The following is a 25766-nucleotide window of genomic DNA, read 5'->3' as shown; positions in this document are numbered from 1 at the left end:
GCGCTGTTAAGGTTCGCGCGCCCCGTGCGCCGCCGGACATGTGCGCACAATAGCAGAGAGTCCCTGCCCGCGCATGGCGACGGATTGCCCGTTGCCCTGCTTTTGCGCTAAGGTGGCAGCGAACAACCGCAACGCACGAGGCGCGTCATGCCGGCAAGCCCCCGCATGTGCAGTAACGCGATCACCCTTGCCGCCATGGCCGCGCTGGCTGGCTGCGGCGACCACTCCGCCCGGCCGTGGCAAGGCTATGTGGAGGGCGAATTCGTCTATGTCGCCTCGTCGCAGGCCGGCACCCTGACTACGCTGTCGGTGACCCGCGGCCAGGAGGTCAAGGCGGGAGAGGCCCTCTTCGATCTCGACGCCACTTATGAACTGGCCGCACAGGCCCACGCGCGCGAGACGCTCGCCAGCGCCGAGGCCCAGTTGCGCGATCTCGAAACCGGCAAGCGCCCCGACGAGATCGCCGTCGCTGCCGCCCAACTCAAGCAAGCCATCGCCGTGCGCGACAAGTCGCTTGCGCAGTTCGACCGCGATCAGGCGCAATACGCCGCCGGCGGAATTGCCCGCGAACAGCTCGACGCCAGCCGCGCCGACGCCCGCAGCAGCAGCGCCCGCGTGCAGGAGTTGCAGAGCAGTCTGGCGGTCGCGCGACTGCCGGGCCGCGACGCGCAGCGCCAGGCGCAGGCCGCTCAGGTCGATGTGGCACGCGCGGCGCTTGCGCAGGCCGACTGGCAACTCGCGCAGAAGCATGCCGTCGCGAGCGCCGCCGGGCGCGTGTACGACACGATGTACCGCATCGGCGAATGGGTCGCGGCAGGCAGCCCCGTCGTGCGTCTGCTGCCGCCAGGCAACATCAAGGTGCGCTTCTTCGTGCCGGAGACCGCCTTGGGCACCCTGAGCGCGGGGCAGACCGTGCACATCGCCTGCGACGGATGCGGCGCAGGCGTACCCGCCCGCATCACGTACGTCGCCCATCAGGCCGAGTACACGCCGCCCGTCATCTACAGCAACGACACGCGCGACAAGCTCGTCTACATGATCGAAGCACATCCCGCCGCGGCAGACGCCGTCAAACTCAATCCCGGGCAACCGGTGCAGGTGACGCGCCCATGAACGGCCGCGATGCGCGCCCGCGTGAGATCGTCGCCCCCTCGGCCGACGAGGGCCGTCTCGCGATCGATGTGAAGGGTCTGAACAAACGCTTCGGCGACAAGCACGTCGTCAAGGATGTGTCGCTGCAAGTACAACGCGGCGAAATCTTCGGCTTTCTCGGGCCGAACGGCAGCGGCAAGACAACCTGCATTCGCATGATGTGCGGCTTGCTCACCCCCGACTCGGGCAGCGGCACGTGCCTCGGTTTCGATATCGTGCGCGAGAGCGCGCAGATCAAGCGTCACGTGGGCTACATGACGCAACGCTTCTCGTACTGGGAAGACCTGACCATTCGCGAGAACCTCGACTTCGTGGCGCGCGTGTATGGCATGCCGAACCGGCGAGACGCCGTCGAGCGAGCCATCGAGCGGCTCGGCCTGACGGGCCGCGCAAAGCAACTGACCGGGTCGCTCTCCGGCGGCTGGAAGCAGCGCCTGGCGCTCGCGGCGTGCATGCTGCACGAGCCGCAGGTGCTGCTGCTCGACGAACCGACCGCCGGCGTCGACCCGACCGCCCGGCGCGACTTCTGGGAGGAATTGCACGAGTTGGCCTCGCGCGGCATCTCGGTTCTCGTGAGCACGCATTACATGGACGAGGCCGAGCGCTGCCACAAGCTCGCCTACATCTCGTATGGCGAACTGCTCGCGCAAGGCACGGCCGCCGAGGTCACCGCTCGCCAGCAGTTGTCGACGTGGCGGGTGCACGGCGAGAACCTCATCGATCTGGCGCGCGAACTGCGCGCGCAACCCGTCGTGGCGCAGACGGTCGCCTTTGGCGATACGCTGCATGTGAGCGGGCGGGATGCCACCGCCCTGGACAAGTTGCTGCACGACCTGGCCAGCGAACGAGGGCTGCGGGTCGCGCCCATCGACACGAGCCTGGAAGACGTGTTCATTTACCTGATGAGCCACGCGAAAGACAACTTCGGAGACAAGGCATGAGCGCGCCGCTCGGGTTCTCGATCGCCCGGTGGTGGAGCATCGTGTGCAAGGAGTTCCTGCAACTGCGCCGCGACCGCGTGACGTTTGCGATGATCGTGGGTGTGCCGCTTGTGCAACTGGCCCTCTTCGGCTTCGCCATCAACTCCGATCCCAAGCATATGCCGACCGCGACGCTCGTGGCCGACGACAGCGAGTTCACGCGCAGCTTCATGGCCGCGATGGAGCATTCGGGATACTTTCGCTTTACCGAGGCGTTGACCAGCGAAGATGCCGGACGCGCCGCTCTCGCGCAGGGGCGCGCGCAGTTCGTGCTGAACATTCCTGCCGATTTCACTCGCCGTCTGTTGCGCGGCGAGCGGCCCGCCGTGCTCATCGAGGCCGATGCGACGGATCCAATGGCAATGGCCTCGGCGCTCGGCGCCTTGCCAGCCATCGCCCAGTCCGTCGCGCAAAAGGACCTGACGGGGCCGCTTGCGAATCTGGCCGGCTCGCAGGCGGCGTTCGACGTGCAGGTGCATCGTCTCTATAACGCGGAGGGCATCACGCAATACAACATCATTCCCGGCCTGATGGGGGTGATTCTGACGATGACGCTTGCGATGATGACCGGCATTGCCATCGTGCGCGAGCGCGAGCGCGGCACGATGGAGAACCTGCTCGCCACGCCGGTATTGCCCATCGAAGTCATGACCGGCAAGATCGTGCCGTACGTCGCCATTGGCTTGCTTCAGGCGACCATCATTCTGATCGCCGCGCGCTTCGCCTTTCATGTGCCGTTCGAAGGCAGTGTCGTCGCGATCTATCTCGCCGCGCTGGTGTTTATCGCGGCCAACCTGATCGTCGGGATCGCGTTATCGTCGTTTGCACAGAACCAGTTGCAGGCCATGCAACTCACCGTGTTCTACTTTCTGCCGAGCATGCTGCTCTCGGGCTTCATGTTCCCGTTTGGCGGCATGCCCGCGTGGGCGCAGGCCATCGGCAACCTGCTGCCGCTGACGTATTTCAACCGGCTCATTCGCGGCATTCTGCTCAAGGGCAACGGCTGGGCCGATGCGTGGCACGATCTGTGGCCGCTGCTGGCCTTCTCTGCCATCCTCATGATGGTGGCCGTGAAGTTCTACAAACGTACCCTCGACTGAGGCGCTCATGCGACTTGCCCAACTTGCGCATCGCCGCCGCCCCGCCTACGGGTCGCGGTGGCTGGCGCTCGGGCTGAGCGCGATGCTTGCCGCCTGCGCGCTCGGACCGGACTGGCGCACCCCCGACGCTACGCATGTCGCGCAATACACCACGGGCACACAACCGTCGACGACGGCCGGGGCGGCGGGTGCGCAAAGCGCCGCGCAGACCTTCGTCGCCGGCGAGGACGTGCCGTCCGCCTGGTGGACCCGCTTCGGCTCGCCCGCACTGGACGCCCTCGTCGCCCAGGCGCTGACCGACAGTCCAACGCTACGTCAGGCCGAGGCGAAGCTGCGTCAGGCGCAGGAGGACTTTCGTGCTCAAGACGGCGCGCGCTCGCTGCCCTCGGCGAATCTGAAGCTCTCCGGCACGCGCGAACGGGTCGATCCGGCGTCGTTCGGCATTACGAGCTTGCCAAGTCCCGGGCCGTTCACCTTGTATAACGCCAGCGTCGACGTGTCCTACACGCTCGACGTGTTCGGCGCCAATCGCCGCGCGCTGGAAGGGCTCGCCGCTCAGATCGACTATCAACACTTCACGCTGGACGCGGCCAGGCTCTCGCTCGCGGGCAACGTGGTGACGGCCGCCCTGCGCCAGGCCAGTGCCCGGGCACAGCTCTCGGCGCTCGAAGGTATCGTGGCGGCGCAACGAGCGCAGCTCGATATCACACGCTCACGCGAGCGCGCGGGGGGCGTATCGACGCTCGACGTCGAGAATCAGGCGACACTCGTCGCCCAGACCGAAGCCCAGCTGCCCGCGTTGCGCACGCAAATTGCGCAATACGATCACCAGTTGGCGCGCTTGACCGGTCAGCCGCCTGGCGCGTTCGCGTCGCCCGTCATCGAGCTCGACACCCTGCATTTACCGCAGACGGTTCCCGTCTCGCTACCGTCGACGCTGGCCCGGCGCCGACCGGATATCCGCGCCGCCGAGGCGTTGCTGCACAAGGCGAGTGCCGATGTCGGCGTCGCCACCGCGAACCTCTACCCCCAGTTCACGCTTTCCGGCAGCTTCGGCACGCAGCGCATGCGACTGGCCGATCTGGGCGATGGCATCAATATCTGGAACCTCGGGATGAACCTGCTGCAACCGCTCTTTCGCGGCGGCGCATTGCAGGCGCAACGGCGTTCGGCCATCGCGGCATACGACGCCGCACTGGCGTCGTATCAGGACACCGTGCTGCTCGGCCTCGTGCAGGTCGCCGATGCCCTGCGCGCGCTGGCCTCCGATGCCGACACCCTGGCCGCACGTGCCGACGCGGCCCGGCGAGCGGAAACCGCGCTCCGGATCGCAAGCGAGCGATATCGGGTGGGCGGCATCAGTCATCTCGCCTGGCTCGACGTGCAGCGTCAGGCGCTCGACGCCACACGCGCGCGACTCGACGCGCAAGGGGCTCGCCTGACGGACACGGCCGCATTGTGGCAAGCGTTGGGCGGAGCGATGGTCGAGCCGTCCAATGTTCAGGCGACGCCCTAGCCGCGCGACTGCGCCTCGTCCGCAAGACACTTCATCAGCGTGGCGACCGGTGGGCGGCCAAGCGCTGGCTGACGCACCAACACCCCCAACTCGCGCGTGAGCGGCGCGCCGCTGAGTGGGAGAACCTGCACGCCCGTTGCACCGCCCTTGGCAAGCTTCGCCCCCACGTTGCCGCCAACCGGCAAACCGATGAGCGTCGCGGGCACGATCGACCATCCCAGTCGCGCCCGCACCATGCGCAAGATGACTTCGGGCTCGTCCAGCTCCACGCCCTCGCGCACCCAGAGCCGGTGACGTCGCAGATAACGCTCGACGAGGTCGCCGCCATACGAGCGCCGGTTGTAACGCACGAACGGCAGGGCTTGCGCCCAGTCGGCCACCGTTCCGCCCGTGCCTTTGGGCGCGATCGCCACGTACGGCTCATGCATGAGGGTGAGCCATTTCATATCGGCCGGCACGCCGATACGCGGACGGATCATCACCGCCAGATCGAGTTCCTTGGCATCGAGTTGCGCGAGCAGCTGCACGGACATGCCCGGCACGATGTTCAGATGCGGCATCGCGCCGAGCGCGGTCCAGCGCGACATCGCGCCGGGCAGGAGACCCAGTTGCACCGTGAGGATCGCGCCGACGTGGATCGGCGCGAGCGCCGCCTGCCCCCCGTATACGCCCGCCTCGCCGCGCATCGCCTGATAGCCGGCAATCACTCCCTGCGCCTGGGCGAGCAATCGACGGCCATCGTCGGACAAGGTCACGGCGCGGGCGGTGCGCTCGAAAAGTCGCACACCGAGATCGTCTTCAAGTCGCTGAATCTGCGCACTCACGGCCGACTGGGTCAATCCGAGTCGCGCCCCCGCCGCCGAGAACGAAGCGGTTTCGGCTGCCGTGACGAAGGTTTTCAGATAGCGGATCATGGATCGAAAATTTTCTGCCTGAGCGTTCGAATTATTCGTTTTGGATTGTTTTTATCGATGGATAGAATTTACCGCAAATCGGTGACGCCGTTCACGCCACCGATGACCCAGGACAGCATTTCCGATAGCGCTCGCCGGATTCGGTGCTCGCTTCTCACCAAATGGCATTGGAGTTTCCTATGGCAACACCGCTCTTTCATCTCGCGTTCCCTGTCGACAACCTCGATGCGGCCCGCCGCTTCTACGGCGACGTGATGGGCTGTGCCGAAGGCCGCAGTTCGGATCACTGGATCGACTTCGACTTCTTCGGTCATCAACTGGTGGCCCATCTCGCGCCGGAAGACGCCGGCAAGCGAATCACGAACCCGGTCGACGGCGATGAGGTTCCCGTCCCGCATTTCGGCGTTATCCTTGACATGCCGGCATGGCACGCGCTGGCCGATCGCCTGCGTGCCGCGGGCACCCGCTTCGTGATCGAGCCGCATATTCGCTTCGCCGGGCAGGTGGGCGAGCAAGCGACGCTCTTCTTCTATGACCCGGCCGGCAACGCGCTGGAGTTCAAAGCGTTCGCGGATATGTCGCAGGTCTTTGCCAAGTAATACTGTTGCGCTGTCGTTCGCGCGGTCAGGCGCGACGGCATGCAAGGCGCCGCCTCGTGTCGGCGCCTGTGTTTTTCCGTCATTGTTTCGTATCAGCCGAGAGTCTTCTCATGAGCCAATTCGTTATTTCGGCGCCGCCCCAGGCGTCGGTCGCCGTGGCGGGCAGCGATGCCCGTTTCCCCGTGCGTCGCGTGTTCTGCGTCGGCCGCAACTATGCTGCGCACGCGCGCGAGATGGGCAGCAATCCGGATCGCGAGCCGCCGTTCTTTTTCATGAAGCCGGCCGACGCTGTCGTGGCCGCCAACGGCACGCTGCCCTACCCGCCGCTCACGAGCGAACTGCACCACGAGATTGAACTGGTGGTCGCCATCGGTGCCGATGGCGAAAACATCGATGCGGATCATGCGCTCTCGCTGGTGTGGGGATATGGCGTTGGCGTCGATCTGACCCGTCGCGACCTGCAACAGCAAGCCAAGGACACGCGCCGTCCGTGGGACTGGGGCAAGGCGTTCGATGCGTCGGCCCCATGCGGCCCGCTGCACGCCGTGGCCGAGGTCGGCCATCCGAAGGAAGGCCGCGTGTGGCTTGACGTGAACGGCGAGAACCGCCAGACCGGTGATCTCAACGAACTGATCTGGTCGGTCCCCGATCTGATTGCCGAGATCTCGCGCAGCGTGAAGCTCGCCGCGGGCGACCTGATCTTTACCGGCACCCCCGCCGGCGTCGGGCCGCTCGAACCCGGCGACAAGGTCAGCGCCGGCGTGGCCGGTGTGGGTGAGATCGCCTTCGCCATCGGCCAGAAGCCTGCCGCCTGACGCGCGTCGTTCGATCGCTTCGAACGCCGCACCGGTGCGTCGGCCGGGACACCTCGACCGGGATATCCACAGCAACTGTTGATAACCCTATGCATAAGTGTCCCGCCGACGGCGCAAACGCCCGCTGGCATTAGGTGTCAAGTCCATTGCCTAATTTGCCGTCACCCGCGACACATTCAGCATGCCCTCCCCGCTTTGCCGTTCATTCCTGAAACGTTTTTCATCGAACGACGAGATACGCTTCGCGTCGAGCGTTCAAGTTCCCTTTTGATTCAAGGCGTTGTTATCACTGGCACGCTTCTCGCATCATGAACGATGCAAGCCGTCCGCCCTCGGGGAAGCCTCATCGCCAGGGCCAACTGCCTCGGGAATCACGCCATGCACGCCACATGGCCCCGGCACGCCCGATGCCTATCCCTCGCCGGGAGCGCCCCGAGCGCGGACGGATTGCACCGATGATCGATTCGGTTCAGACGATGGGAAATCGTCAGGGAGGGGATCATGCAAATGCGCCGCACGGGGCCTTGCGCCCTAAGTCCCTGCGTCAGATCGCTCGCGCCCGCGAGTCCTGCCAAATCGGCCCGCCGTCATCCGCGCGAGCGGTGTGCGAGCTGGCGTCATCGGCGACACGACGCCGCCGTCGATCGGCGCCACGTCGCGCCCGGTCGGGCATTGCGCTGAGGCTCACCCTCGTCAGGGAGCCTCGCCGTCTTCCGCCCAGCACTTCGCCGCGCGCACCGCGCGTTGCCAGCCGCTGACGGCACGACTGATGTCTTGCGCGGACAGCTTGCGGGAAAAACGTTGCTGCAATTCCCATTGGTGCGCCAACGTGTCGATGTCCGGCCAAAAGCCGACGGCCAGCCCCGCCAGATAGGCGGCGCCGGCCGCCGTCGTCTCGATGACCTTGGGGCGCACCACGTCCGCGCCCAACAAATCCGCTTGCCATTGCATCAGCAGATCGTTGGCCGCGGCGCCGCCGTCGACACGCAGCTCCGACACATGCAGCCCCGCGTCGGCCTCCATCGCGCGCAAGACATCGAGCGTCTGGAATCCGATACTGTCGAGCGCGGCACGGGCCACGTGCGCCGCCGTCGTGCCACGCGTTGCGCCGAACAGCGTGCCACGCGCGCGCGGTTGCCAGTGCGGCGCGCCCAGTCCGGCGAACGCGGGCACCAGCACGACACCATCGGCGTCGGGCACGCTGGTCGCGAGCGCCTCGACATCGCGCGAATGGCGAATGATGCCCAGCCCGTCGCGCAACCACTGCACGACCGCGCCACCGATGAAGATGCTGCCCTCGAGGGCATAGTCGACGCGGTCTCCGATCTTCCAGGCCACCGTCGTGAGCAGATTATGGCGCGACGCGTGCGGCTTGTCGCCGGTGTTCATCACCATGAAGCACCCCGTACCGTAGGTGTTCTTCACCATGCCAGGCGAGAGGCACATTTGCCCGAAGAGCGCCGCCTGCTGATCGCCCGCGATGCCTGCAATCGGCACCGGCACGGAGAACAGCGACGTGGCCGTGTGTCCGTATACCTCACTCGATGAGCGAACCTCCGGCAACAGGCTGCGCGGCACATCGAGCAGCGCGAGCAGTTCGTCGTCCCAGTCGAGCGTGTGGATGTTGAACAGGAGCGTGCGCGACGCGTTCGACACGTCGGTCACATGCAACTTGCCACCGGTCAGATGCCACACGAGCCAGCTATCGACGGTGCCGAAGGCCAGGTGCCCGGCGTTGGCGGCGTCGCGCGCACCGGCCACGTTGTCGAGAATCCAGCGGATCTTGCTGCCCGAGAAATAGGCGTCGAGCCGAAGCCCGGTGCGGCTTGCAACGAGATCGTCGTGCCCTTGCATACGCAGCGCATCGCAGAAATCCGCCGTGCGGCGGTCCTGCCAGACGATGGCGTTGTACACCGGCTCGCCCGTACGACGATCCCATACGAGGGTCGTCTCACGCTGGTTCGTAATGCCGATGGCCGCGATGTCGCGCCCCCCGACACCGGCGTCCGTCAGCGCTTCCGCCGCGACCCCGGCCTGCGTCGCCCAGATGTCGCGCGGGTCGTGCTCGACCCAGCCCGGATGCGGATAAATCTGACGGAATTCCTTCTGCGCGGTCGCCACGACATGGCCATCGCGATGGAACAGCAACGCTCGCGAGCTGGTCGTGCCCTGATCGAACGCGAGGATGTACGCGCCTCCTGACATTGCCGACGTCTCCTGTTTATTCAGCGGAACTCAGGCCGCCATTTCCGCCTGCTGGGCAAACCACTGTTGCACGCTGGCTTCGCCATCCTTGCCGAGATGCAGACCGAGTTTGGTCCGGCGCCACAGCACGTCTTGCGCCGTGCGCGCCCATTCGTATTGCGCAAGATAGCGCAGCTCGGCCTCGTAGAGATCGCCGCAGATGCGCCGCCCCAGTCCGTCGAGCGAATTCGCCTCGCCAAGCAGCACATGCGTGCGCGTGCCGTAGGTGCGCGCGTATCGATGCGCGAGCGCCGGCGGCAGCCACGACGTCTGCGCACGCAGCGATGTTTCGAACGCACCGGCATCCGGCTCGGCCATATCGCCGCCCGGCAGCGGCGCGCCCGCCGTCCAATCGCCGTGCGCGAAACCCAGCGGGCCGCGCAAATGCAACATCGCTTCTTCCGCGAGTCGACGGTAGGTCGTGATCTTGCCGCCGAACACCGACAACAGCGGGGCGCGCGTGCCGGGCGCGTCCAGTTCCAGCTTGTAATCGCGCGTGACCGCCGACGGGTTGGAGACTTCCTCCTCCATCAGCGGACGCACGCCCGCGTAAGTCCAGACGACATCCGCAGGCGCGATCTGTCGGGTGAAATACTGGCTGGCGGACTGGCAGAGATAGGCGATCTCATCGTCGTTGATCGCGACGTTCGCCGGATCGCCGTGATATTCGATGTCGGTCGTGCCGATCAGGGTGAAGTCGCGCTCGTAGGGGATCGCGAAGATGATGCGCTTGTCGGGATTCTGGAAGATGTAGGCGTGATCGTGATCGAACAGCTTGCGTGTCACGATGTGGCTGCCCTTGACCATGCGCACGCGATGCGTGGCCTGCTGGTGCAACACGTCGCCAAGCAAATGACCGACCCACGGCCCGGCCGCGTTGACGATGGCGCGCGCACGCACGGTCTGGTGCGCACCTTCGGACGTCTCGAGTTGGGCCGTCCACAGGCGCTCGCCACGCTCGGCGCCCGTGAGCCGCGTGCGCGTGAGAATCGTCGCGCCGCGCTCGGCCGCGTCCTGCGCATTGAGCACGACCAGACGCGCGTCCTGCACCCAGCCGTCCGAGTAGACGAAGCCGCGCGTCAAATCGCGACGCAGCGGAGCGCCCGCCGGATGCTGGCGCAAATCGATACCGCGCGAGCCGGGCAGGATTTCACGCCGGGCGAGGTGATCGTAGAGAAACAACCCCGCGCGAATCATCCACGCCGGTCGCAGATTCGGCATGTGTGGCATCACGAAGCGCAGCGGCCACATGATGTGCGGCGCGGCGCGCAGCAGCACCTCGCGCTCCTGCAACGCCTTGCGCACCAGGCCGAATTCGTAATACTCAAGATAGCGCAGCCCCCCGTGAATCAGCTTGGTACTCGCGGATGACGTGTGGGACGCCAGATCGTCCTGCTCGACGAGCAACACGCGCAGGCCGCGACCGGCCGCGTCGCGCGCAATGCCCGTTCCGTTGATCCCGCCGCCCACGACCAGCAGGTCGTAGGGAGGCCGTGTGTTGTCCGATGGCGATTGAGCGGGTGTCTGCACGTCGTCACTCCGGGGGTTGAGCGTCAAATCAGGAAAAGTTCGAAAATGTTCGCTTTATATTCGTTTACGAACATCAATGTTCGAATTCTAACAGATTGGCGTACTGGAGCTTCGAATTCGCGCATTCTACGGTCCCGATGCGCGAATACGCGCCTGACGGGGGTTGATGCCCCCTCGTCAGTCCGCGACGTGTACCAGAGTACCGGCCTCGGCGATCACGTCGGCCATGCCAGCGGGCACCGGGCGATCGGTAAACAGGGCATCAACCTGTGACAGGTGCCCCAGGCGAACGAGCGCCGGGCGCCCGAACTTGCTGTGATCGGCGGCCAGAAAGACGGTACGAGAGTGCGCGATGATCGCCTCGGCCACGCGCACTTCGCGGTAGTCGAAGTCGCGCAGCGTGCCGTCGGCATCGATGGCAGAGATACCGACGATGCCGAAATCGACCTTGAACTGACGGATGAAATCGAGCGTCGCTTCGCCCGTCACGCCCTGGTCGCGTGCGCGCACCACGCCGCCGGCAATGATGACTTCGGCGTCCGCATAGCCGCTCATCATGGCAGCGACGTGCAGATTGTTGGTAATGACGCGCAACCCACGATGACGCGACAGTGCACGGGCCACGGCTTCCGTCGTGGTGCCCAGGTTGATGAAGAGCGAGGCGTGATCGGGAATTTGTTCGGCAAGACGTACGGCGATGCGTCGCTTCTCGTCGGCCAACTGGGTCTGACGGGCATCGTAGGCGTCGTTCTCGGCCCCGCCCGGCAGCCCGACGCCGCCGTGGTAGCGACGCACCCACTTGCGTTCGGCCAGGAAATTGATGTCCCGCCGGATCGTCTGCGGCGTTACCTCGAAGCGTGCGGCGAGTTCATCGACCGTGAGAAAGCCATCGCGACGAACGGCGTCGAAAAGCGCCTGTTGGCGCGGATTCAGCGACGCCTGCTCGGCATCGCCGGCATTCGTTTGCGCCTCGGAGACGTCGATCGGTTCAGTATGAGACATCGGCACGCACGCAGTAAAAGCCTTCGCGCGGCCCGGCCGGCCACGCGTTCGCCGTCATGATACCCCGACGGGGTATGACGTTATCGTGACCGCCGCATGAGCGCCTGCCTCGTCGCCTGGCGCGACGCCGTCAGAGGCAGCGGCGCACGGCATCGGCGAGCGATTGGGAGGCCGTCGAACCGAGATACAACGTGCCTTCGCTACCCGGCTTGTGCGGCGCCAGGTCAAGCACGGCGAGCACGCCGTCGTTGCTGGAGGAGAGTTCAAGTGTCTGGCCCGCGCCTGCCTTCGAGCGTTGCACCCGTGCATGCGGCAGTTGCCGCTTCCACAGATGCGCCGTGCAGGTACTCACGCGGGCGGTGGTCTTCTTCGACGACCCTTGCCAGACAGCACCATTGCCACGGGCATCCGCAACGGTGTCGCGATAGGCGGGGAACGTCTCGACTTTTACATTTTCCGGTGCAACGTCGGCCACGCTGCCCACCGGCGGATCGTCGTGCGCGACGACCGGCGTCGTCTGCGCACACCCAGCCAGCAACACGACGAGCCCGATACTCGCTGCGGCCGATGCGGCCATCGCGCGCGCCGCCCTGCGCCGCGACACGCGCGACGTGCCCGAATTCCTGTCTTTGCCCCGGTTCATGCCCCCGCTCCACGCTCGCAAATGGCTGTCGCACACGCATTGTCGTTCTTCTGCCGCAACAAGCCAGGCATCGGCGCCGGCTTGCACGGGCCGCGCGGCCTTTCGGGCGACGCACGGTCAGTTGGCGCTCATCTTACCCGCGTTATTCATAGCATGGCAATTCGCGCAATGCGCGCTGGCCCGAATCGCGTATATTGCTGGTTTCTGTCACACTGCGTCGCATCGTCTCGCGCCCCACCCTGCTGCGAGCCGACGTGCCATCCCGTCTACCGGGCCCAGGATCAACCGTCCGGCCGGTAAGTCATAAGCGATAACAACTCGCGGGCATGACACGCACGTGAATCCTGCCAACCCGTATACCTTTTTGCGACTGTCCCGATTTCCATGTCCAGCAATGCGCAAGCCCCAATCATCGTCATCGCCCCCGATTCGTTCAAAGGTTCGCTGAGTGCCCCGGAAGTGGCGCGCGCCATCGCATCCGGCATTGCGCGGGTACTGCCGCAGGCCGACCTGCGCTTGCGTCCGATGGCAGATGGCGGCGAAGGCACGCTCGACGCCCTGCTCTCCGCAGGCGGACGCCGTGTACCACTCTCGGTGCGTGGCGCCGGCCAGGCATCGGTCATGGCCGAGTATGGCCTCATGCCCGACGGCACGGGTGTGCTGGAAAGCGCCAACGTGGTGAGCATTACCGACCCGGTCGGAATGCAGACGCCAGTGGCCGAGCGCTCGACGGTCGGCCTGGGAGAACTGCTGCGCGCACTGCTGGATACCGGCGCACGCCGCGTGCTCATCGGCCTGGGCGGCAGCAGCACCAACGACGGTGGCGCGGGCCTTCTCGTCGGCCTCGGTGCGCGCTTGCTCGACGCGTCGGGAGAAGCGGTGCCGCCGGTGCCCGCCGCGCTGCATCGCGTGGCGTCAATCGATCTGAACGGACTCGACGCCCGCCTGAAGGACTGCGAACTGATCGCCATGTCCGACGTGAACAATCCGCTCAACGGCCCGCAAGGCGCCACGGCGATTTTCGGGCCGCAGAAGGGCGTGAGCGACGCGCAGGTTGAGCCGCTCGACCGTGCCATCGCGCATTTCGCCGGCCATGCGCATCGCGCGTTCAACGCCAATGAAGCCGCCAGCCGCGCGGGCGCAGGGGCGGCGGGCGGCCTGGGCTTTGCGCTGCACCTGCTGGGTGCGAAGTTTCGCTCTGGTGCGGAAGTCGTGGCCGAGCGCGTCGGGCTGCCGCAAGCGGTGGAAGGGGCCGACTGGCTCATCACCGGTGAAGGCCGCAGCGACGGTCAGACGCTCTCCGGCAAGACCCCGATGATTGCCGCGCAGGTGGCGATCAAGGCCGGGGCGACGGCCTCGCTGCTCTCGGGCGCCATCGACCGTAGCGCGCTCGACAGCCTGTCGCGCGTGTTCTCGGGATGCTTCTCGCTGACGTTCGGCCCGACCACGCTGGAGAAGGCGATTGCCGATGCGGCCGGCCTGCTGGCCGACAGCGCGGAACAAATGACGCGCCTGCGTTACACGCACAAGGGCTGAATCCGAGTCGCCGCGACGGCCCGACAGTCATCGGGCCGCTCGCGCGCTCGTCAATCAAACATCCGCCACCCCGAGCGCCGCCGCAGCACAACACAGCGCGTGCGACGCACGCCTCCCGGCGCTCACACCATCAGATCCACGAATTGATGCACCGGCATCGCCTCGAGTCGTTGCTGATCGAGCGCGACGTCGAGAATGCGGGCCTGCGCGCGCGCCGCGAAGCGCCGCGTCAGATTCGTCTTGAATTTCTCTACGAGCAGGGGAATGCCCTCGGCTCGGCGACGCTTGTGGCCAATGGGGTATTCGACCAGCACTTCGTCGAGCGCCGTCCCGTCGCTCAGGGTGACGGTCAGCCCGTTGGCAATCGATCGCTTGTCGGGATCGTGATAATCCCGCGTGAATTGCGGATCTTCCTCGCAGACGATCTTCGCACGCAGCGCATCGATGCGAGGGTCGGTGGCAACTGCCTCCTCGTAGTCGCCCGCGGTCAGTCGCCCAAACAGCAACGGCACCGCCACCATGTACTGGATGCAGTGATCGCGATCCGCCGGATTGGCGAGCGGCCCCTGCTTGTCGATGATGCGAATCGCCGCCGCATGCGTGCGAATCTTCACCGACCGGATGTCCTGCGCGCTGCGTCCCATCGCCTGCAACTGAGCGTGCAGCGTCATCGCCGCCTCTGCCGCCGTTTGCGCGTGGAATTCCGCCGGGAATGAAATCTTGAACAGCACGTTCTCCATCACGTACTCGCCATACGGCCGCTGGAACGCGAACGGCTGGCCTTTGAACAAAACGTCGTAGAAGCCCCACGTCTTGGCGGTCAGTACCGACGGGTAGCCCATCTCGCCCGAACGTGCCATGAGGGCCAGTCGCACCGCGCGGCTGGTGGCGTCGCCCGCCGCCCATGACTTGCGGCTGCCCGTGTTCGGCGCGTGACGATAGGTGCGCAGGCTCTGCCCGTCGACGAACGCGAGCGAGAGCGCGTTGATCAGCTCATCGCGCGAAAGCCCGAGCATTTCCCCAACGACCGCCGTCGACGCGACTTTCACCAGCACCACATGATCGAGTCCGACCTGATTGAACGAATTCTCCAGCGCCAGGCAGCCCTGGATCTCGTGCGCCTTGATCATTGCGGCGAGCACATGGCGCATCGTCAGCGGCGGCTGCCCCTGCGCCACCGCCGTGCGTGAGAGCCAGTCGGCCGTCATGAGAATGCCGCCGAGATTGTCGGACGGATGCCCCCATTCGGCCGCCAGCCACGTGTCGTTGAAGTCGAGCCAGCGAATCATCGCGCCCAGGCTGAACGCCGCCTGCACCGGGTCGAGCTGATACGGCGTGCCGGGAACCTTTGCCCCGTTCGGCACGACCGTACCCGGCACAATGGGGCCGAGCAGCTTGGTACACGCGGGATAGGACAGCGCCTCGAAGCCGCACCCGAGGGTGTCGATCAGACAGTGGCGAGCGGTTTCAAAGGCGAGATCGCTGCGGATCTCATAGGTGAGAACATAGTCGACAATATCGGTCAGCACCTTGTCGGGCGCGGGACGCACATTCGAGATGCCTGCGGACATGGACGGCCTCCTGTGACGTTGACGAAAGCCGCCATCCTGAAGACGAAGCGGCTTGCCGAGACCTCCCATGATAAGCGGCCGGAGAGCGCAATGCTCGCCGGCCGCCGGAATCGCCACACCGCCCCACGCTCATCGTGGGGCGAAGGTTACCCCCTCAGAACGCGTCGCCCGGAATGCGCACCCATCCTTCCATCAATACCCGGGCGCTGCGGCTCATGAGGGCCTTGGTGACCGTCCACTCGCCGCCTTCCTGCGTCGCTTGCGCGCCCACGCGCAACGTGCCCGACGGATGCCCGAAGCGCACGGCGTCGCGCACACCGCCGCCGGCCGCGAGATTGACGAGCGTGCCCGGTATCGCCGCCGCCGCACCGATGCAAACGGCTGCCGTGCCCATCATCGCGTGATGCAGCTTGCCCATCGACAGCGCGCGCACCAGCAGATCGACATCGGCCGCGTTCACCTGCTTGCCGCTCGAGGCCGTATAACCCGCCGGCTTCGCCACGAACGCGACCTTCGGCGTGTGCTGACGCGTCGCGGCTTCGGACACGTCCTTGATCAGCCCCATGCGGATCGCACCGTGCGCTCGAATCGTCTCGAACATCGCCAGCGCCTTCGCGTCGCTGTTGATGGCGTCCTGCAACTCCGTGCCCCGGTAGCCAATGTCCTCGGCATTGAGGAAGATGGTGGGAATGCCGGCGTTGATCATCGTCGCCTTGAATGTGCCCACACCGGGGACTTCGAGGTCATCGACGAGGTTGCCGGTCGGGAACATGGCTCCCCCCTCACCGTCGTCCTCGGCGGCCGGATCGAGGAATTCGAGCTGGACTTCGGCGGCCGGGAACGTCACGCCGTCGAGTTCGAAATCCCCCGTCTCCTGCACCGCACCGTCCGTCATCGGCACGTGCGCAATGATCGTCTTGCCGATGTTGGCCTGCCAGATACGCACGACGGCCACGCCATCGCGCGGCACCCGCGCCGGATCCACCAAGCCGCCGCTGATCGCGAACGGGCCGACGGCCGCCGACAGATTGCCGCAGTTGCCGCTCCAGTCGACGAACGTCTGATCGATCGACACCTGCCCGAACAGATAGTCCACATCGTGCTCCGGTCGCTCGCTCTTCGCGAGGATGACCGTCTTGCTCGTGCTCGACGTCGCCCCGCCCATGCCGTCGATCTGCTTGCCGTAGGGGTCCGGGCTGCCGATCACGCGCATGAGCAGCGCATCGCGCGCTGTGCCCGGCACCTGTGCGGCGATGGGCAGGTCTTGCAGGCGGAAGAACACGCCCTTGCTGGTGCCGCCACGCATGTAGGTGGCGGGTATTCGAATTTGTGGCTGATGCGCCATCACGTCTCTCCTCGGGCAGGTCAGGCAGCCGCCTGTGACGATTCCAGAAAGTCTTGCGCGAAGCGCTGCAGCACCCCGCCCGCCTCGTAGATCGACACTTCCTCGGCCGTATCGAGACGGCAGGTCACCGGCACTTCCACGCGCTCGCCATTGCGACGATGGATGACCAGCGTGAGATCGGCGCGCGGCGTGCGCTCACCGGTCACGTCGAAGGTTTCGCTGCCGTCGATGCCGAGCGTCTTGCGGTTCGTGCCCGGCTTGAATTCGAGCGGCAAGACGCCCATGCCGACCAGATTGGTGCGGTGAATGCGCTCGAAACCCTCGGCAACGATGGCTTCAGTGCCCGCCAGCCGCACCCCCTTGGCCGCCCAGTCGCGCGACGAACCCTGGCCGTAATCGGCCCCGGCAATGATGATGAGCGGCTGCTTGCGCGCCATGTACGTCTCGATCGCTTCCCACATGCGGGTGATCTTGCCTTCCGGCTCGATACGCGCGAGCGACCCCGCCTTGACCTGCCCGTCGACCACGACCATCTCGTTCTTGAGCGTCGGGTTGGCGAACGTGGCGCGCTGCGCCGTCAGGTGGTCGCCGCGGTGCGTGGCGTAGGAATTGAAATCCTCTTCCGGCAGGCCCATCTTCGCGAGGTATTCACCGGCCGCGCTGTCGGCCATGATCGCGTTCGACGGCGAGAGGTGGTCGGTCGTGATGTTGTCGCCCAGCACCGCCAGCGCGCGCATGCCGCGCAACGTACGCTCACCCGCGAGCGCCCCTTCCCAATACGGCGGACGACGGATATAGGTGCTCATCTCGCGCCAGTCGTACAGCGGATCGGCCGTCTCGCCCGCGTGGACCGACGCGGCAAACATCGGCTCATAGACGCGACGGAATTGCTCTGGCTTGACGCTGCGCTCGATGATCGCGTCGATCTCTTCGTCGCTCGGCCAAAGGTCGGCCAAGCGCACCGGCTTGCCGTTGGCATCGACCCCGAGCACATCCTTCTCGATGTCGAAACGGATCGTCCCGGCGATGGCATAGGCCACCACCAGCGGCGGCGACGCGAGAAACGCCTGCTTCGCGTACGGATGAATGCGACCGTCGAAGTTACGGTTGCCCGAGAGCACAGCCGTGGCATAGAGGTCGCGCTCGATGATCTCCTGCTGGATGACCGGGTCGAGCGCGCCCGACATGCCGTTGCATGACGTACACGCATAGGCCACCACACCGAAGCCGAGGGCCTCCAGTTCCGGCAGCAACCCGGCGGCCTCCAGATACAGCGTGACGGCCTTCGACCCCGGGGCGAGCGAGCTCTTCACCCACGGCTTGCGCGTGAGGCCCGCGCGATTGGCGTTGCGCGCGAACAATCCCGCCGCAATCATGTTGCGCGGGTTGTTGGTATTCGTGCAGCTCGTGATCGCCGCGATGATGACCGCGCCGTCGGGCATCCGGCCCGGTTCGTTTTCGACCTTGCCGCTGATGCCGCGCGCGGCCAACTCACTCGTCGGCACACGCTTGTGCGGATTCGATGGGCCAGCGATGTTGCGCACCACGCTCGACAGATCGAACGTAAGCACGCGCTCGTATTGCGCGTGCGTCAGCGTGTCGGCCCAGAGGCCGGTCTGCTTCGCATAGGTCTCGACCAGCGCGACCTGGGCGTCCTCGCGACCGGTGAGCTTCAGATACTTGATCGTTTGCGCGTCGATGTAGAACATCGCCGCCGTGGCGCCGAACTCGGGCGCCATGTTCGAGATCGTGGCGCGGTCGCCCAGCGTGAGGTTTGCCGCCCCGTCGCCATAGAACTCCAGGTAGGCGGACACCACTTTCTCCTTGCGCAGGAATTCGGTGAGCGCCAACACGATATCCGTCGCCGTGATCCCCGGCTGCGGCTTGCCCGTCAGTGCCACGCCGACGATATCCGGCAGACGCATCCACGACGCGCGCCCGAGCATCACACTCTCGGCTTCCAGACCGCCCACACCGACGGCGATCACGCCCAGCGCATCGACCATCGGCGTATGCGAGTCGGTGCCCACGAGCGTGTCCGGATAAGCCACGCCGTCCGAGACCTGGATCACAGGGCTCATGCGCTCAAGATTGATCTGGTGCAGGATGCCATTGCCCGGCGGAATCACGTCGACGTTGCGAAACGCCTGCTTCGTCCAGTTGATGAAGTCGAAACGATCTTCATTGCGACGATCTTCGATGGCGCGGTTCTTGGCGAACGCGTTGGGATCGAAGCCGCCGCACTCGACGGCGAGCGAGTGATCGACGACGAGTTGCGTCGGCACGACCGGATTGACGAGCGCGGGATCGCCGCCTTGCGCCGCGATGGCGTCGCGCAGCCCGGCGAGATCGACCAGCGCGGTCTGGCCGAGAATGTCGTGACACACCACGCGAGCAGGAAACCAGGGGAAATCGAGATCGCGGCGTCGCTCGATCAGTTGCTTGAGGGCGTCGGTCAGTGCCGCCGGATCGCAGCGGCGCACGAGGTTCTCGGCCAGCACGCGCGACGTGTAGGGCAGCGTGTCGTAGGCGCCCGGCGCAATGGCCTCGACAGCGGCGCGGGCGTCGAAGTAATCGAGCGACGTCCCGGGCAGGGATTTACGGTATTCGGAATTCATCATGTGAGGAAAGTATCGGCCCGGTGGATGGCAGCGTAACCCGTAAGCAGACGATGCGCCTGCGTGCCGGACGCCTGCGCGGGACAGCGGCGAAGCGACCGCCGCCCCGGGGCCTTCCGGGCAAGGAAGGCCCGACGCAGGCAGACTCAGCGCTTGTCGATCGGCACGAACTGCTGATCTTCCGGACCGGTGTAATTGGCGCTCGGACGAATGATCTTGTTGTCGATGCGCTGCTCGATGACGTGGGCGCTCCAGCCCGACGTGCGCGCAATCACGAACAGCGGCGTGAACATCGCGGTGGGCACGCCCATCATGTGGTAGCTCACAGCGCTGAACCAGTCCAGGTTCGGGAACATCTTCTTGACGTCCCACATCACCGATTCCAGACGCTCGGCAATGTCGTACATCTTCGTATTCTGCTGATCCTTCGACAATTCGTGCGCGACTTCCTTGATGACCTTGTTGCGCGGATCGCTCACGGTGTAGACCGGGTGACCGAAGCCGATGATCACTTCCTTGTTCTCGACGCGGCGGCGGATATCGGCCTCGGCGTCGTCGGGCGAGTCATAGCGCTTCTGGATCTCGAACGCCACTTCGTTCGCGCCGCCGTGCTTCGGGCCGCGCAAGGCGCCAATGGCGCCGGTGATGGCGGAGTGCATGTCCGAGCCCGTGCCCGCGATCACGCGCGCGGTGAACGTGGACGCGTTGAATTCATGCTCCGCGTAAAGGATCAGCGACGTGTGCATGGCGCGCACCCACAAGTCCGACGGCTTTTCGCCGTGCAGCAGGTGCAGGAAGTGGCCGCCGATGCTGTCGTCGTCGGTCTCCACATCGATGCGCACGCCGTTGTGGCTGAAGTGGTACCAGTACAGCAGCATCGAGCCGAAGCTGGCCATCAGACGGTCGGCGATGTCGCGCGCGCCCGGCACATTGTGATCGTCCTTCTCCGGCAACACGGTGCCCAGCACCGAGACGCCCGTGCGCATCACGTCCATCGGGTGGGCGGCGGCCGGTACGGTCTCGAGCGCGTCCTTGACGGCGGCCGGCAGGCCGCGCAGCGCCTTGAGCTTGGCCTTGTAGCCGCGCAGCTCCGCCACGCTCGGCAGCTTGCCATAGACGAGCAGGTACGCGATTTCCTCGAACTCCGAGGTCTGGGCCAGATCCAGAATATCGTAGCCGCGGTAATGCAGATCGTTGCCCGAACGGCCCACCGTACACAGCGCGGTGTTGCCCGCAGTCACCCCCGACAGGGCGACGGATTTCTTTGGCTTGAAGCCGGTGGCAGTCGTCTCGCTCATGCTCATTCCTCCAGGATCAGGGATTCAGTTATTTCTGTTGGGCGAACAGCGCGTCGAGCTTCTGTTCGTAAGCGTGGTAGCCGATGCTCTCATAGAGTTCGGCGCGGGTTTGCATCGTGTCGAGCACGGCCTTTTGCGTGCCGTCGCGGCGAATCGTCTGATAGACGTTCTGCGCCGCCTTGTTCATGGCGCGGAAGGCCGAGAGCGGGTACAGCACAAGACCGACCTGCGCACTCTTGAGTTCTTCCACAGTGAACAGCGGTGTCGCGCCGAACTCCGTGATGTTCGCGAGCACCGGCACTTTCACGGCATCGGCGAACTGGCGGTACATCGGCAACTCGGTCATCGCTTCCGGGAAGATCATGTCGGCGCCGGCTTCGACGCAGGCGCATGCGCGATCGATGGCCCCCTGCAGACCTTCCACGGCCAGTGCATCGGTGCGCGCCATGATGACGAAGTTCTCGTCGGTGCGGGCGTCGACCGCCGCCTTGATGCGATCGACCATCTCCTGCTGGCTCACAATGGCCTTGCCGGGACGATGGCCGCAACGCTTCGCGCCGACCTGATCCTCGATATGCATGGCGCCCGCGCCAAACTTGATGAGCGACTGCACCGTGCGCGCGATGTTGAACGCCGACGGCCCGAAGCCGGTATCGACGTCGACGAGCAACGGCAGATCGCATACGTCGGTGATGCGGCGCACGTCGGTGAGCACGTCGTCGAGCGTGGAGATGCCCAGATCGGGCAGGCCGAGCGACCCCGCCGCGACACCGCCGCCGGAGAGATAGATCGCCTTGAAACCAGCCGCCTTGGCCAGCAAGGCGTGATTCGCGTTAATGGCGCCGACAACCTGCAAGGGTTGCTCGGTCTTGACGGCCTCGCGAAAAGCGGCGCCGGCCGAACGATGGGTTTGCGTCACGTGAGTGCCTCGATCGTGTCGTGTGCGGCCGGCGGTGGAAGCTGCCAAATCGCACATGGGTTGAGTGATGGCAAGGTACTTAGCAATGGCCGTGCCAGCCCGCTATCCGGACGCGCGCCAACTGCACCGTCGCATCGCTAAGACATTCATTTCGCAGCGGAAATTCTTCTCGGATGTGACGCGCGCGTCAAGTCGAATGCGTCGCTTCGCGCCGGACATTCGTCGCACTATGTTTCATATTGAAACATAATATGAAACGTGTAGTTGCATTATGCTACGATTCGAGTCAGTCTCCTGCGGTGGCCCGCGTCCGTGCGCCGCGCACCCACCTGCACCTATCGATGAGTCCGGTCATGCCAGATTTCTCCCCCGCGATACCCCCTCGCCTGTCGACGGCGGCTCCGAGCGCCGCGCGCGCGGGGTTTGCGCAACCGGTCACCGCCGTTCGAAAACCCGTGATCTGGGCCGTGGGCATCAGCAAGCTCGGCGAGTTGTACCGCGACATCGTGCCGGACTACGCCGCGCAAGCCGAGGTGCAGATCATCGACAAAGGCTATGAAGCCGTCATCGAAGCCTTGGAGCGCCTGCCCGCGGGCAGTGTTGACGGCATTGTCGCCGCTGGCTCGAACGGTGCCTTCCTGCGCGAGCGCCTTGCCCTGCCCGTGGTGCTCGTGAAAGTGACGGGCTTCGACGTGATGCATGCGCTGGCACGGGCGCGCCGCGCGCGGCCTGCGCCCTCGCCCGCGTCGCGTATCGCGCTGGTGTCGTATGCCCGACCCGCGCCAGAATTTGAGCGCTTCAAGAGCGCGTTCCACCTCGACATCTCGCAACACGCCTATTTCGACCGCCACGATGCGGAAGACCTTGTGCACCGGCTGCGCGACGAAGGCATCGAGGTCATTGTCGGCCCCGGGCTGGTGACTGAACTGGCCGAGCGAGCCGGACTCGCGGGCGTCTTTCTCTATTCGCAGGATTCGGTGCGCGCCGCGTTCGACACGGCACTCGAAGTCGCGCGCTTCGGACGCATCGAAGCGCAACGCCGCGAGCGGCTCGATACCGTGCTGCGACACTTGCACGAAGGGGTCGCTGCCGTCGATCTGAACGGGCGCATCGAAGCGATCAACGCCCCGATGGCGGGCATGCTCGGCGTGAGCGTTGCCGATGCGGTCGGCCGTCCGCTCGATGCCATCGCCCCGGCGCTCGACATCGCGCGCACGCTGGAGAGCGCGAGCGCCGAACTCGAGGCCATTGTCTCGATGGCCGGCAAAACGTGGGTCATCAATCGCATTCCCTTGCTCGACCAGGGCACGCTCACGGGCGCGCTGCTGACGTGCCAGGACTCGCAGTCGTTTGCGCGCGTGGATCGCTCGCTACGCTCGCGCCATCGCCCACGCCATCTCGTGGCGCGCTATCGCCTCGACGATCTGATCGGCGATTCCGACGCGATGTCGCAGGTGCGTGCATTGGCACGCCGCTACGCCCAGACCGACTCGACCGTACTCGTCCACGGCGAGAGCGGCACCGGCAAGGAGCTGCTCGCACAAGGCATTCACAATGCCAGTCGACGGCGCGACTATCCGTTCGTCGCCATCAACTGCGCGGCGTTTCCGGAAACGCTGCTCGAGAGCGAACTGTTCGGCTATGAAGACGGCGCCTTCTCGGGCGCGCGGCGCGGCGGCAAGGCGGGGTTGTTCGAGACGGCGCACAACGGCACCATTTTTCTCGACGAAATCGGTGAAATGCCGATGCCGCTGCAAACGCGTCTGTTGCGGGTGCTGCAGGAGCGCGAGGTGCTGCGACTTGGCGCGACCGAGCCCGTGCCCTGCGACGTGCGCGTGATTGCGGCCACTCACCGCGACCTTCGCCAGCGGGTGGCTGCAGGGGGGTTCCGCGAAGACTTGTACTACCGGCTCAACATCCTGCGCATGGTGCTGCCGGCACTGCGCGAACGCATGGAGGACTTGCCGCGCCTCACCCCCCTCTTTCTCGAACGCGCACTCGCCCGCGCGGGGGCGCGCATGAGCGTCGAAGCGCTGCAGGCGTCGCTCATGCCGCTGCTCGCGACCTATCGCTGGCCGGGCAATGTCCGCGAACTGGAAAACCTGCTGGAACGCATTGCCGTCGTATGCGCGGATGTCGTCGACGCGCACGAGATCAGCCGTGCAAGGTTGGTCGAGATTGCCCCGGAGTTGGGCGCGATGACCGATGAACTGGGCACACCGATGCCGCCCGATGTCATCAACACGACCAACGGACGCGAATTTGGCGCGCACGACACCCATCGCGCCCGCGTCCCCGGCGTCGAAACATCACACTCAGCGTCAGCGCCGCTGACAGGTCGTGCCCGTCGCGCAGCCGAAGACCTTGCCCGCATTCACGCCACGTTGGCGGCGTGCGGTGGCGACCGCGGCGCCGCTTGCGAGGCACTCGGCATCAGCCGCTCCACGCTCTGGCGCAAACTGCGCGACACTGTCGACGGCTGAGGCTTGCGCTTCAGGTACGGCCCGCTCGTCAGTGCTGGTGACGGATGCGGTCCCACATCTCGTGCCAATCCAGGCGCCTGTGCTGGGACGGCTCGTCGTGATGCGTTACCCAGAAATGGTCGAAGAACATGCCGATGGCGAAGCCGACAAGCAGCGCCACAAGCATCATCGAAACGTTGAGCATGGACATGGCGACCTCCCGTCGGTCCGAATCTCACTTTCCATTCTAGTCAAACGATGTCATGCCTGCGTAGCCATATGTCCGTCGCGACGACATAAAAAAACCGGGGTCGAAACCCCGGTCCATGACCTACGACGAACGACGCGCGCGATGCGCATCGCACGGAACGCCGACGATTACCACGTGGGAATCAGCGCGCCCTTGAACTGCGTCTCGATGAATGCCTTCACTTCGTCGGAGTGATAGGCGTCGACCAGTTGCTTGACCCACGGCTTGTTCAGGTCTTGTGCGCGCACGGCAATCAGGTTGGCGTAGGGCCCCTTCAGATCTTCGATGGCGATCGCGTCGCGCTTCGGCACGAGACCGGCTTGTGCCGCGAAGTTGGTGTTGATCGAGGCGGCATCCAGATCCGGCAGCGCACGCGGTAGTTGCGCCGCTTCCAGTTCCACGATCTTCAGCTTCCTCGGGTTCTCGGCGATGTCCAGCGGGGTCGCGTTCTTGCCATTGACGCCAGCACCGGCACGCAGCTTGATCAGGCCTTCCTTCTGCAGCAGGAGCAACGCACGGTTGCCGTTGGACGGGTCGTTCTGAATACCGACCTTGGCGCCATTCGGCAGATCCTTCAGCGACTTGTACTTCTTCGAGTAGTAGCCCAGCGGTGAGACGTACGTGAGACCGGCGCTCACGATCTTGTAGCCGCGATCCTTGACCTGACTGTCGAGGAACGGCTTGTGCTGGAAGCCGTTGGCGTCCAGGTCGCCGGCGTCGAGCGCGGCGTTCGGCTGTGCGTAGTCACTGAACTCGATGATCTTGATCTCGAGGCCGCGCTGATGGGCGACCTTCTTGACGACTTCGAAGATCTGCGCATCCGAGCCGGCCATGGTGCCGACCTTCAGGGGTTTGGCGGCCGTCTGGGCCGTGGCACCGAGAGAGGCCAGCGCAAACGTGGCGCCGAGGAACGCGTGAATCAGTTGACGGGACAGCATGTGCGATTTCTCCTATTGCTCATTTGGCGCCTGTTGAGCGCCCGTTCGATGGGGCGGACTTGATGGGTCCACAACGGTCGCACAAGGGACGGCAACGCCCTTGCACGGCCCAGACCCAGGATGCTGCCATAGATACGGGTTTACGCGAAATACACAATCGGCATTTCGATATCCTCCGCGCGTCGATTCATCGGTCGCATAAAAAAACGCCCCTTCGGTCATCCGAAGGGGCGTGTCGCCGGGAGAACTGCCTGATCACGGGCCGGGGGGGTGGCACGGCTGACGGCGAGGCCGTCAGCCGGTCGCATCAGGAACCGACGATAAACCTGCAAAG

General features: G+C 65.4%; 20 protein-coding genes. 8 read left to right on the top strand and 12 right to left on the bottom strand.

Annotated features, from left to right (window positions below; all coding sequences use genetic code 11):
• Positions 1-147 precede the first annotated feature (147 nt).
• From PanNE5_RS15665 to PanNE5_RS15650, 4 genes are read left to right on the top strand one after another with little or no spacing between them, the layout of a single operon-like run.
• Complete coding sequence (locus PanNE5_RS15665) at positions 148-1113, top strand: HlyD family secretion protein (RefSeq protein WP_410007535.1); 966 nt, start codon at positions 148-150, stop codon at positions 1111-1113.
• Positions 1110-2093, top strand: coding sequence for an ABC transporter ATP-binding protein (locus tag PanNE5_RS15660; RefSeq protein ID WP_017233395.1), 984 nt, complete (start codon positions 1110-1112; stop codon positions 2091-2093). The genes PanNE5_RS15665 and PanNE5_RS15660 overlap by 4 nt, the downstream gene beginning before the upstream one ends.
• Positions 2090-3232, top strand: coding sequence for an ABC transporter permease (locus PanNE5_RS15655; protein WP_017233394.1), 1143 nt, complete (start codon positions 2090-2092; stop codon positions 3230-3232). The genes PanNE5_RS15660 and PanNE5_RS15655 overlap by 4 nt, the downstream gene beginning before the upstream one ends.
• A gap of 7 nt (positions 3233-3239) precedes the next feature.
• Positions 3240-4748: an efflux transporter outer membrane subunit gene (locus PanNE5_RS15650; RefSeq protein WP_261938335.1), complete on the top strand. Its 1509-nt coding sequence runs from the start codon at positions 3240-3242 to the stop codon at positions 4746-4748.
• On the opposite strand, the gene PanNE5_RS15645 is transcribed toward PanNE5_RS15650, so the two are convergent.
• Positions 4745-5662 (bottom strand): LysR family transcriptional regulator, encoded by a 918-nt coding sequence (locus PanNE5_RS15645; protein WP_261938334.1) that lies wholly within the window; start codon positions 5660-5662, stop codon positions 4745-4747. The two genes, PanNE5_RS15650 and PanNE5_RS15645, sit on opposite strands and share 4 nt — an antisense overlap.
• Before the next feature lie 179 nt (positions 5663-5841).
• On the opposite strand from PanNE5_RS15645, the gene PanNE5_RS15640 reads away from it, so the two are divergent.
• Positions 5842-6261 carry a VOC family protein gene (locus tag PanNE5_RS15640; protein WP_017233391.1) on the top strand — a complete coding sequence of 140 codons (420 nt, stop codon included), beginning with the start codon at positions 5842-5844 and terminating at the stop codon, positions 6259-6261.
• A gap of 110 nt (positions 6262-6371) precedes the next feature.
• On the top strand, positions 6372-7076 hold the full coding sequence (locus tag PanNE5_RS15635; protein ID WP_017233390.1) for a fumarylacetoacetate hydrolase family protein: 705 nt from the start codon (positions 6372-6374) through the stop codon (positions 7074-7076).
• A gap of 693 nt (positions 7077-7769) precedes the next feature.
• Here PanNE5_RS15635 and glpK read toward each other — a convergent pair.
• The 4 genes from glpK to PanNE5_RS15615 form a co-directional block, all read right to left on the bottom strand.
• The gene (gene glpK / locus PanNE5_RS15630) at positions 7770-9281 is read right to left on the bottom strand and encodes a glycerol kinase GlpK (protein ID WP_261938333.1); all 1512 of its coding nucleotides are present in this window, start codon (positions 9279-9281) and stop codon (positions 7770-7772) included.
• Between the two features lie 30 nt (positions 9282-9311).
• A complete protein-coding gene (gene glpD / locus PanNE5_RS15625; RefSeq protein WP_017233388.1) occupies positions 9312-10850 on the bottom strand; it encodes a glycerol-3-phosphate dehydrogenase in 1539 nt (512 codons plus the stop codon).
• A gap of 177 nt (positions 10851-11027) precedes the next feature.
• Positions 11028-11852, bottom strand: a complete 825-nt coding sequence (locus PanNE5_RS15620; RefSeq protein ID WP_017233387.1) for a DeoR/GlpR family DNA-binding transcription regulator — start codon at positions 11850-11852, stop codon at positions 11028-11030.
• A 130-nt stretch (positions 11853-11982) separates the two neighbouring features.
• The gene (locus PanNE5_RS15615) at positions 11983-12495 is read right to left on the bottom strand and encodes a hypothetical protein (RefSeq protein ID WP_261938332.1); all 513 of its coding nucleotides are present in this window, start codon (positions 12493-12495) and stop codon (positions 11983-11985) included.
• 384 nt (positions 12496-12879) lie between these two features.
• Here PanNE5_RS15615 and PanNE5_RS15610 point away from each other — a divergent pair, with 384 nt between their 5' ends.
• On the top strand, positions 12880-14031 hold the full coding sequence (locus PanNE5_RS15610; RefSeq protein ID WP_150564023.1) for a glycerate kinase: 1152 nt from the start codon (positions 12880-12882) through the stop codon (positions 14029-14031).
• Positions 14032-14153: 122 nt separating this feature from the next.
• Here PanNE5_RS15610 and PanNE5_RS15605 read toward each other — a convergent pair whose 3' ends face one another.
• The 5 genes from PanNE5_RS15605 to prpB form a co-directional block, all read right to left on the bottom strand.
• On the bottom strand, positions 14154-15602 hold the full coding sequence (locus PanNE5_RS15605) for a bifunctional 2-methylcitrate dehydratase/aconitate hydratase (RefSeq protein ID WP_150564022.1): 1449 nt from the start codon (positions 15600-15602) through the stop codon (positions 14154-14156).
• A 154-nt stretch (positions 15603-15756) separates the two neighbouring features.
• Positions 15757-16947 carry a 2-methylaconitate cis-trans isomerase PrpF gene (gene prpF / locus PanNE5_RS15600; RefSeq protein WP_017233383.1) on the bottom strand — a complete coding sequence of 397 codons (1191 nt, stop codon included), beginning with the start codon at positions 16945-16947 and terminating at the stop codon, positions 15757-15759.
• 20 nt (positions 16948-16967) lie between these two features.
• Positions 16968-19565: a Fe/S-dependent 2-methylisocitrate dehydratase AcnD gene (acnD, locus tag PanNE5_RS15595; RefSeq protein WP_261939855.1), complete on the bottom strand. Its 2598-nt coding sequence runs from the start codon at positions 19563-19565 to the stop codon at positions 16968-16970.
• A gap of 146 nt (positions 19566-19711) precedes the next feature.
• Positions 19712-20863, bottom strand: a complete 1152-nt coding sequence (prpC, locus tag PanNE5_RS15590) for a 2-methylcitrate synthase (protein WP_017233381.1) — start codon at positions 20861-20863, stop codon at positions 19712-19714.
• Between the two features lie 28 nt (positions 20864-20891).
• Positions 20892-21782: a methylisocitrate lyase gene (gene prpB / locus PanNE5_RS15585; protein ID WP_017233380.1), complete on the bottom strand. Its 891-nt coding sequence runs from the start codon at positions 21780-21782 to the stop codon at positions 20892-20894.
• Between the two features lie 353 nt (positions 21783-22135).
• Here prpB and prpR point away from each other — a divergent pair, with 353 nt between their 5' ends.
• A complete protein-coding gene (prpR, locus tag PanNE5_RS15580) occupies positions 22136-24265 on the top strand; it encodes a propionate catabolism operon regulatory protein PrpR (RefSeq protein ID WP_261938331.1) in 2130 nt (709 codons plus the stop codon).
• 28 nt (positions 24266-24293) lie between these two features.
• Here prpR and PanNE5_RS15575 read toward each other — a convergent pair whose 3' ends face one another.
• A complete protein-coding gene (locus PanNE5_RS15575) occupies positions 24294-24455 on the bottom strand; it encodes a hypothetical protein (RefSeq protein ID WP_017233377.1) in 162 nt (53 codons plus the stop codon).
• Positions 24456-24622: 167 nt separating this feature from the next.
• A complete protein-coding gene (locus tag PanNE5_RS15570) occupies positions 24623-25432 on the bottom strand; it encodes a MetQ/NlpA family ABC transporter substrate-binding protein (protein WP_017233376.1) in 810 nt (269 codons plus the stop codon).
• Between the last annotated feature and the right edge of the window lie 334 nt (positions 25433-25766).

Source organism: Pandoraea sp. NE5, from assembly GCF_024363545.1.
GTDB lineage: Bacteria > Pseudomonadota > Gammaproteobacteria > Burkholderiales > Burkholderiaceae > Pandoraea > Pandoraea cepalis.
This window is presented reverse-complemented; position numbering and strand designations above follow the sequence as displayed.

Excerpts from the sequence above, each read along its gene's own strand:
- PanNE5_RS15570 (WP_017233376.1), bottom strand. The coding sequence starts at position 25,432 with ATGCTGTCCCGTCAACTGATTCACGCGTTCCTCGGCGCCACGTTTGCG.
- PanNE5_RS15635 (WP_017233390.1), top strand. The coding sequence starts at position 6,372 with ATGAGCCAATTCGTTATTTCGGCGCCGCCCCAGGCGTCGGTCGCCGTG.
- PanNE5_RS15610 (WP_150564023.1), top strand. The coding sequence starts at position 12,880 with ATGTCCAGCAATGCGCAAGCCCCAATCATCGTCATCGCCCCCGATTCG.
- PanNE5_RS15645 (WP_261938334.1), bottom strand. The coding sequence starts at position 5,662 with ATGATCCGCTATCTGAAAACCTTCGTCACGGCAGCCGAAACCGCTTCG.
- PanNE5_RS15575 (WP_017233377.1), bottom strand. The coding sequence starts at position 24,455 with ATGTCCATGCTCAACGTTTCGATGATGCTTGTGGCGCTGCTTGTCGGC.
- PanNE5_RS15660 (WP_017233395.1), top strand. The coding sequence starts at position 1,110 with ATGAACGGCCGCGATGCGCGCCCGCGTGAGATCGTCGCCCCCTCGGCC.
- prpR (WP_261938331.1), top strand. The coding sequence starts at position 22,136 with ATGCCAGATTTCTCCCCCGCGATACCCCCTCGCCTGTCGACGGCGGCT.
- PanNE5_RS15640 (WP_017233391.1), top strand. The coding sequence starts at position 5,842 with ATGGCAACACCGCTCTTTCATCTCGCGTTCCCTGTCGACAACCTCGAT.
- PanNE5_RS15665 (WP_410007535.1), top strand. The coding sequence starts at position 148 with ATGCCGGCAAGCCCCCGCATGTGCAGTAACGCGATCACCCTTGCCGCC.
- prpF (WP_017233383.1), bottom strand. The coding sequence starts at position 16,947 with ATGGCGCATCAGCCACAAATTCGAATACCCGCCACCTACATGCGTGGC.
- PanNE5_RS15650 (WP_261938335.1), top strand. The coding sequence starts at position 3,240 with ATGCGACTTGCCCAACTTGCGCATCGCCGCCGCCCCGCCTACGGGTCG.
- PanNE5_RS15655 (WP_017233394.1), top strand. The coding sequence starts at position 2,090 with ATGAGCGCGCCGCTCGGGTTCTCGATCGCCCGGTGGTGGAGCATCGTG.
- glpK (WP_261938333.1), bottom strand. The coding sequence starts at position 9,281 with ATGTCAGGAGGCGCGTACATCCTCGCGTTCGATCAGGGCACGACCAGC.
- PanNE5_RS15615 (WP_261938332.1), bottom strand. The coding sequence starts at position 12,495 with ATGAACCGGGGCAAAGACAGGAATTCGGGCACGTCGCGCGTGTCGCGG.
- prpC (WP_017233381.1), bottom strand. The coding sequence starts at position 20,863 with ATGAGCGAGACGACTGCCACCGGCTTCAAGCCAAAGAAATCCGTCGCC.
- acnD (WP_261939855.1), bottom strand. The coding sequence starts at position 19,565 with ATGAATTCCGAATACCGTAAATCCCTGCCCGGGACGTCGCTCGATTAC.
- PanNE5_RS15605 (WP_150564022.1), bottom strand. The coding sequence starts at position 15,602 with ATGTCCGCAGGCATCTCGAATGTGCGTCCCGCGCCCGACAAGGTGCTG.
- PanNE5_RS15620 (WP_017233387.1), bottom strand. The coding sequence starts at position 11,852 with ATGTCTCATACTGAACCGATCGACGTCTCCGAGGCGCAAACGAATGCC.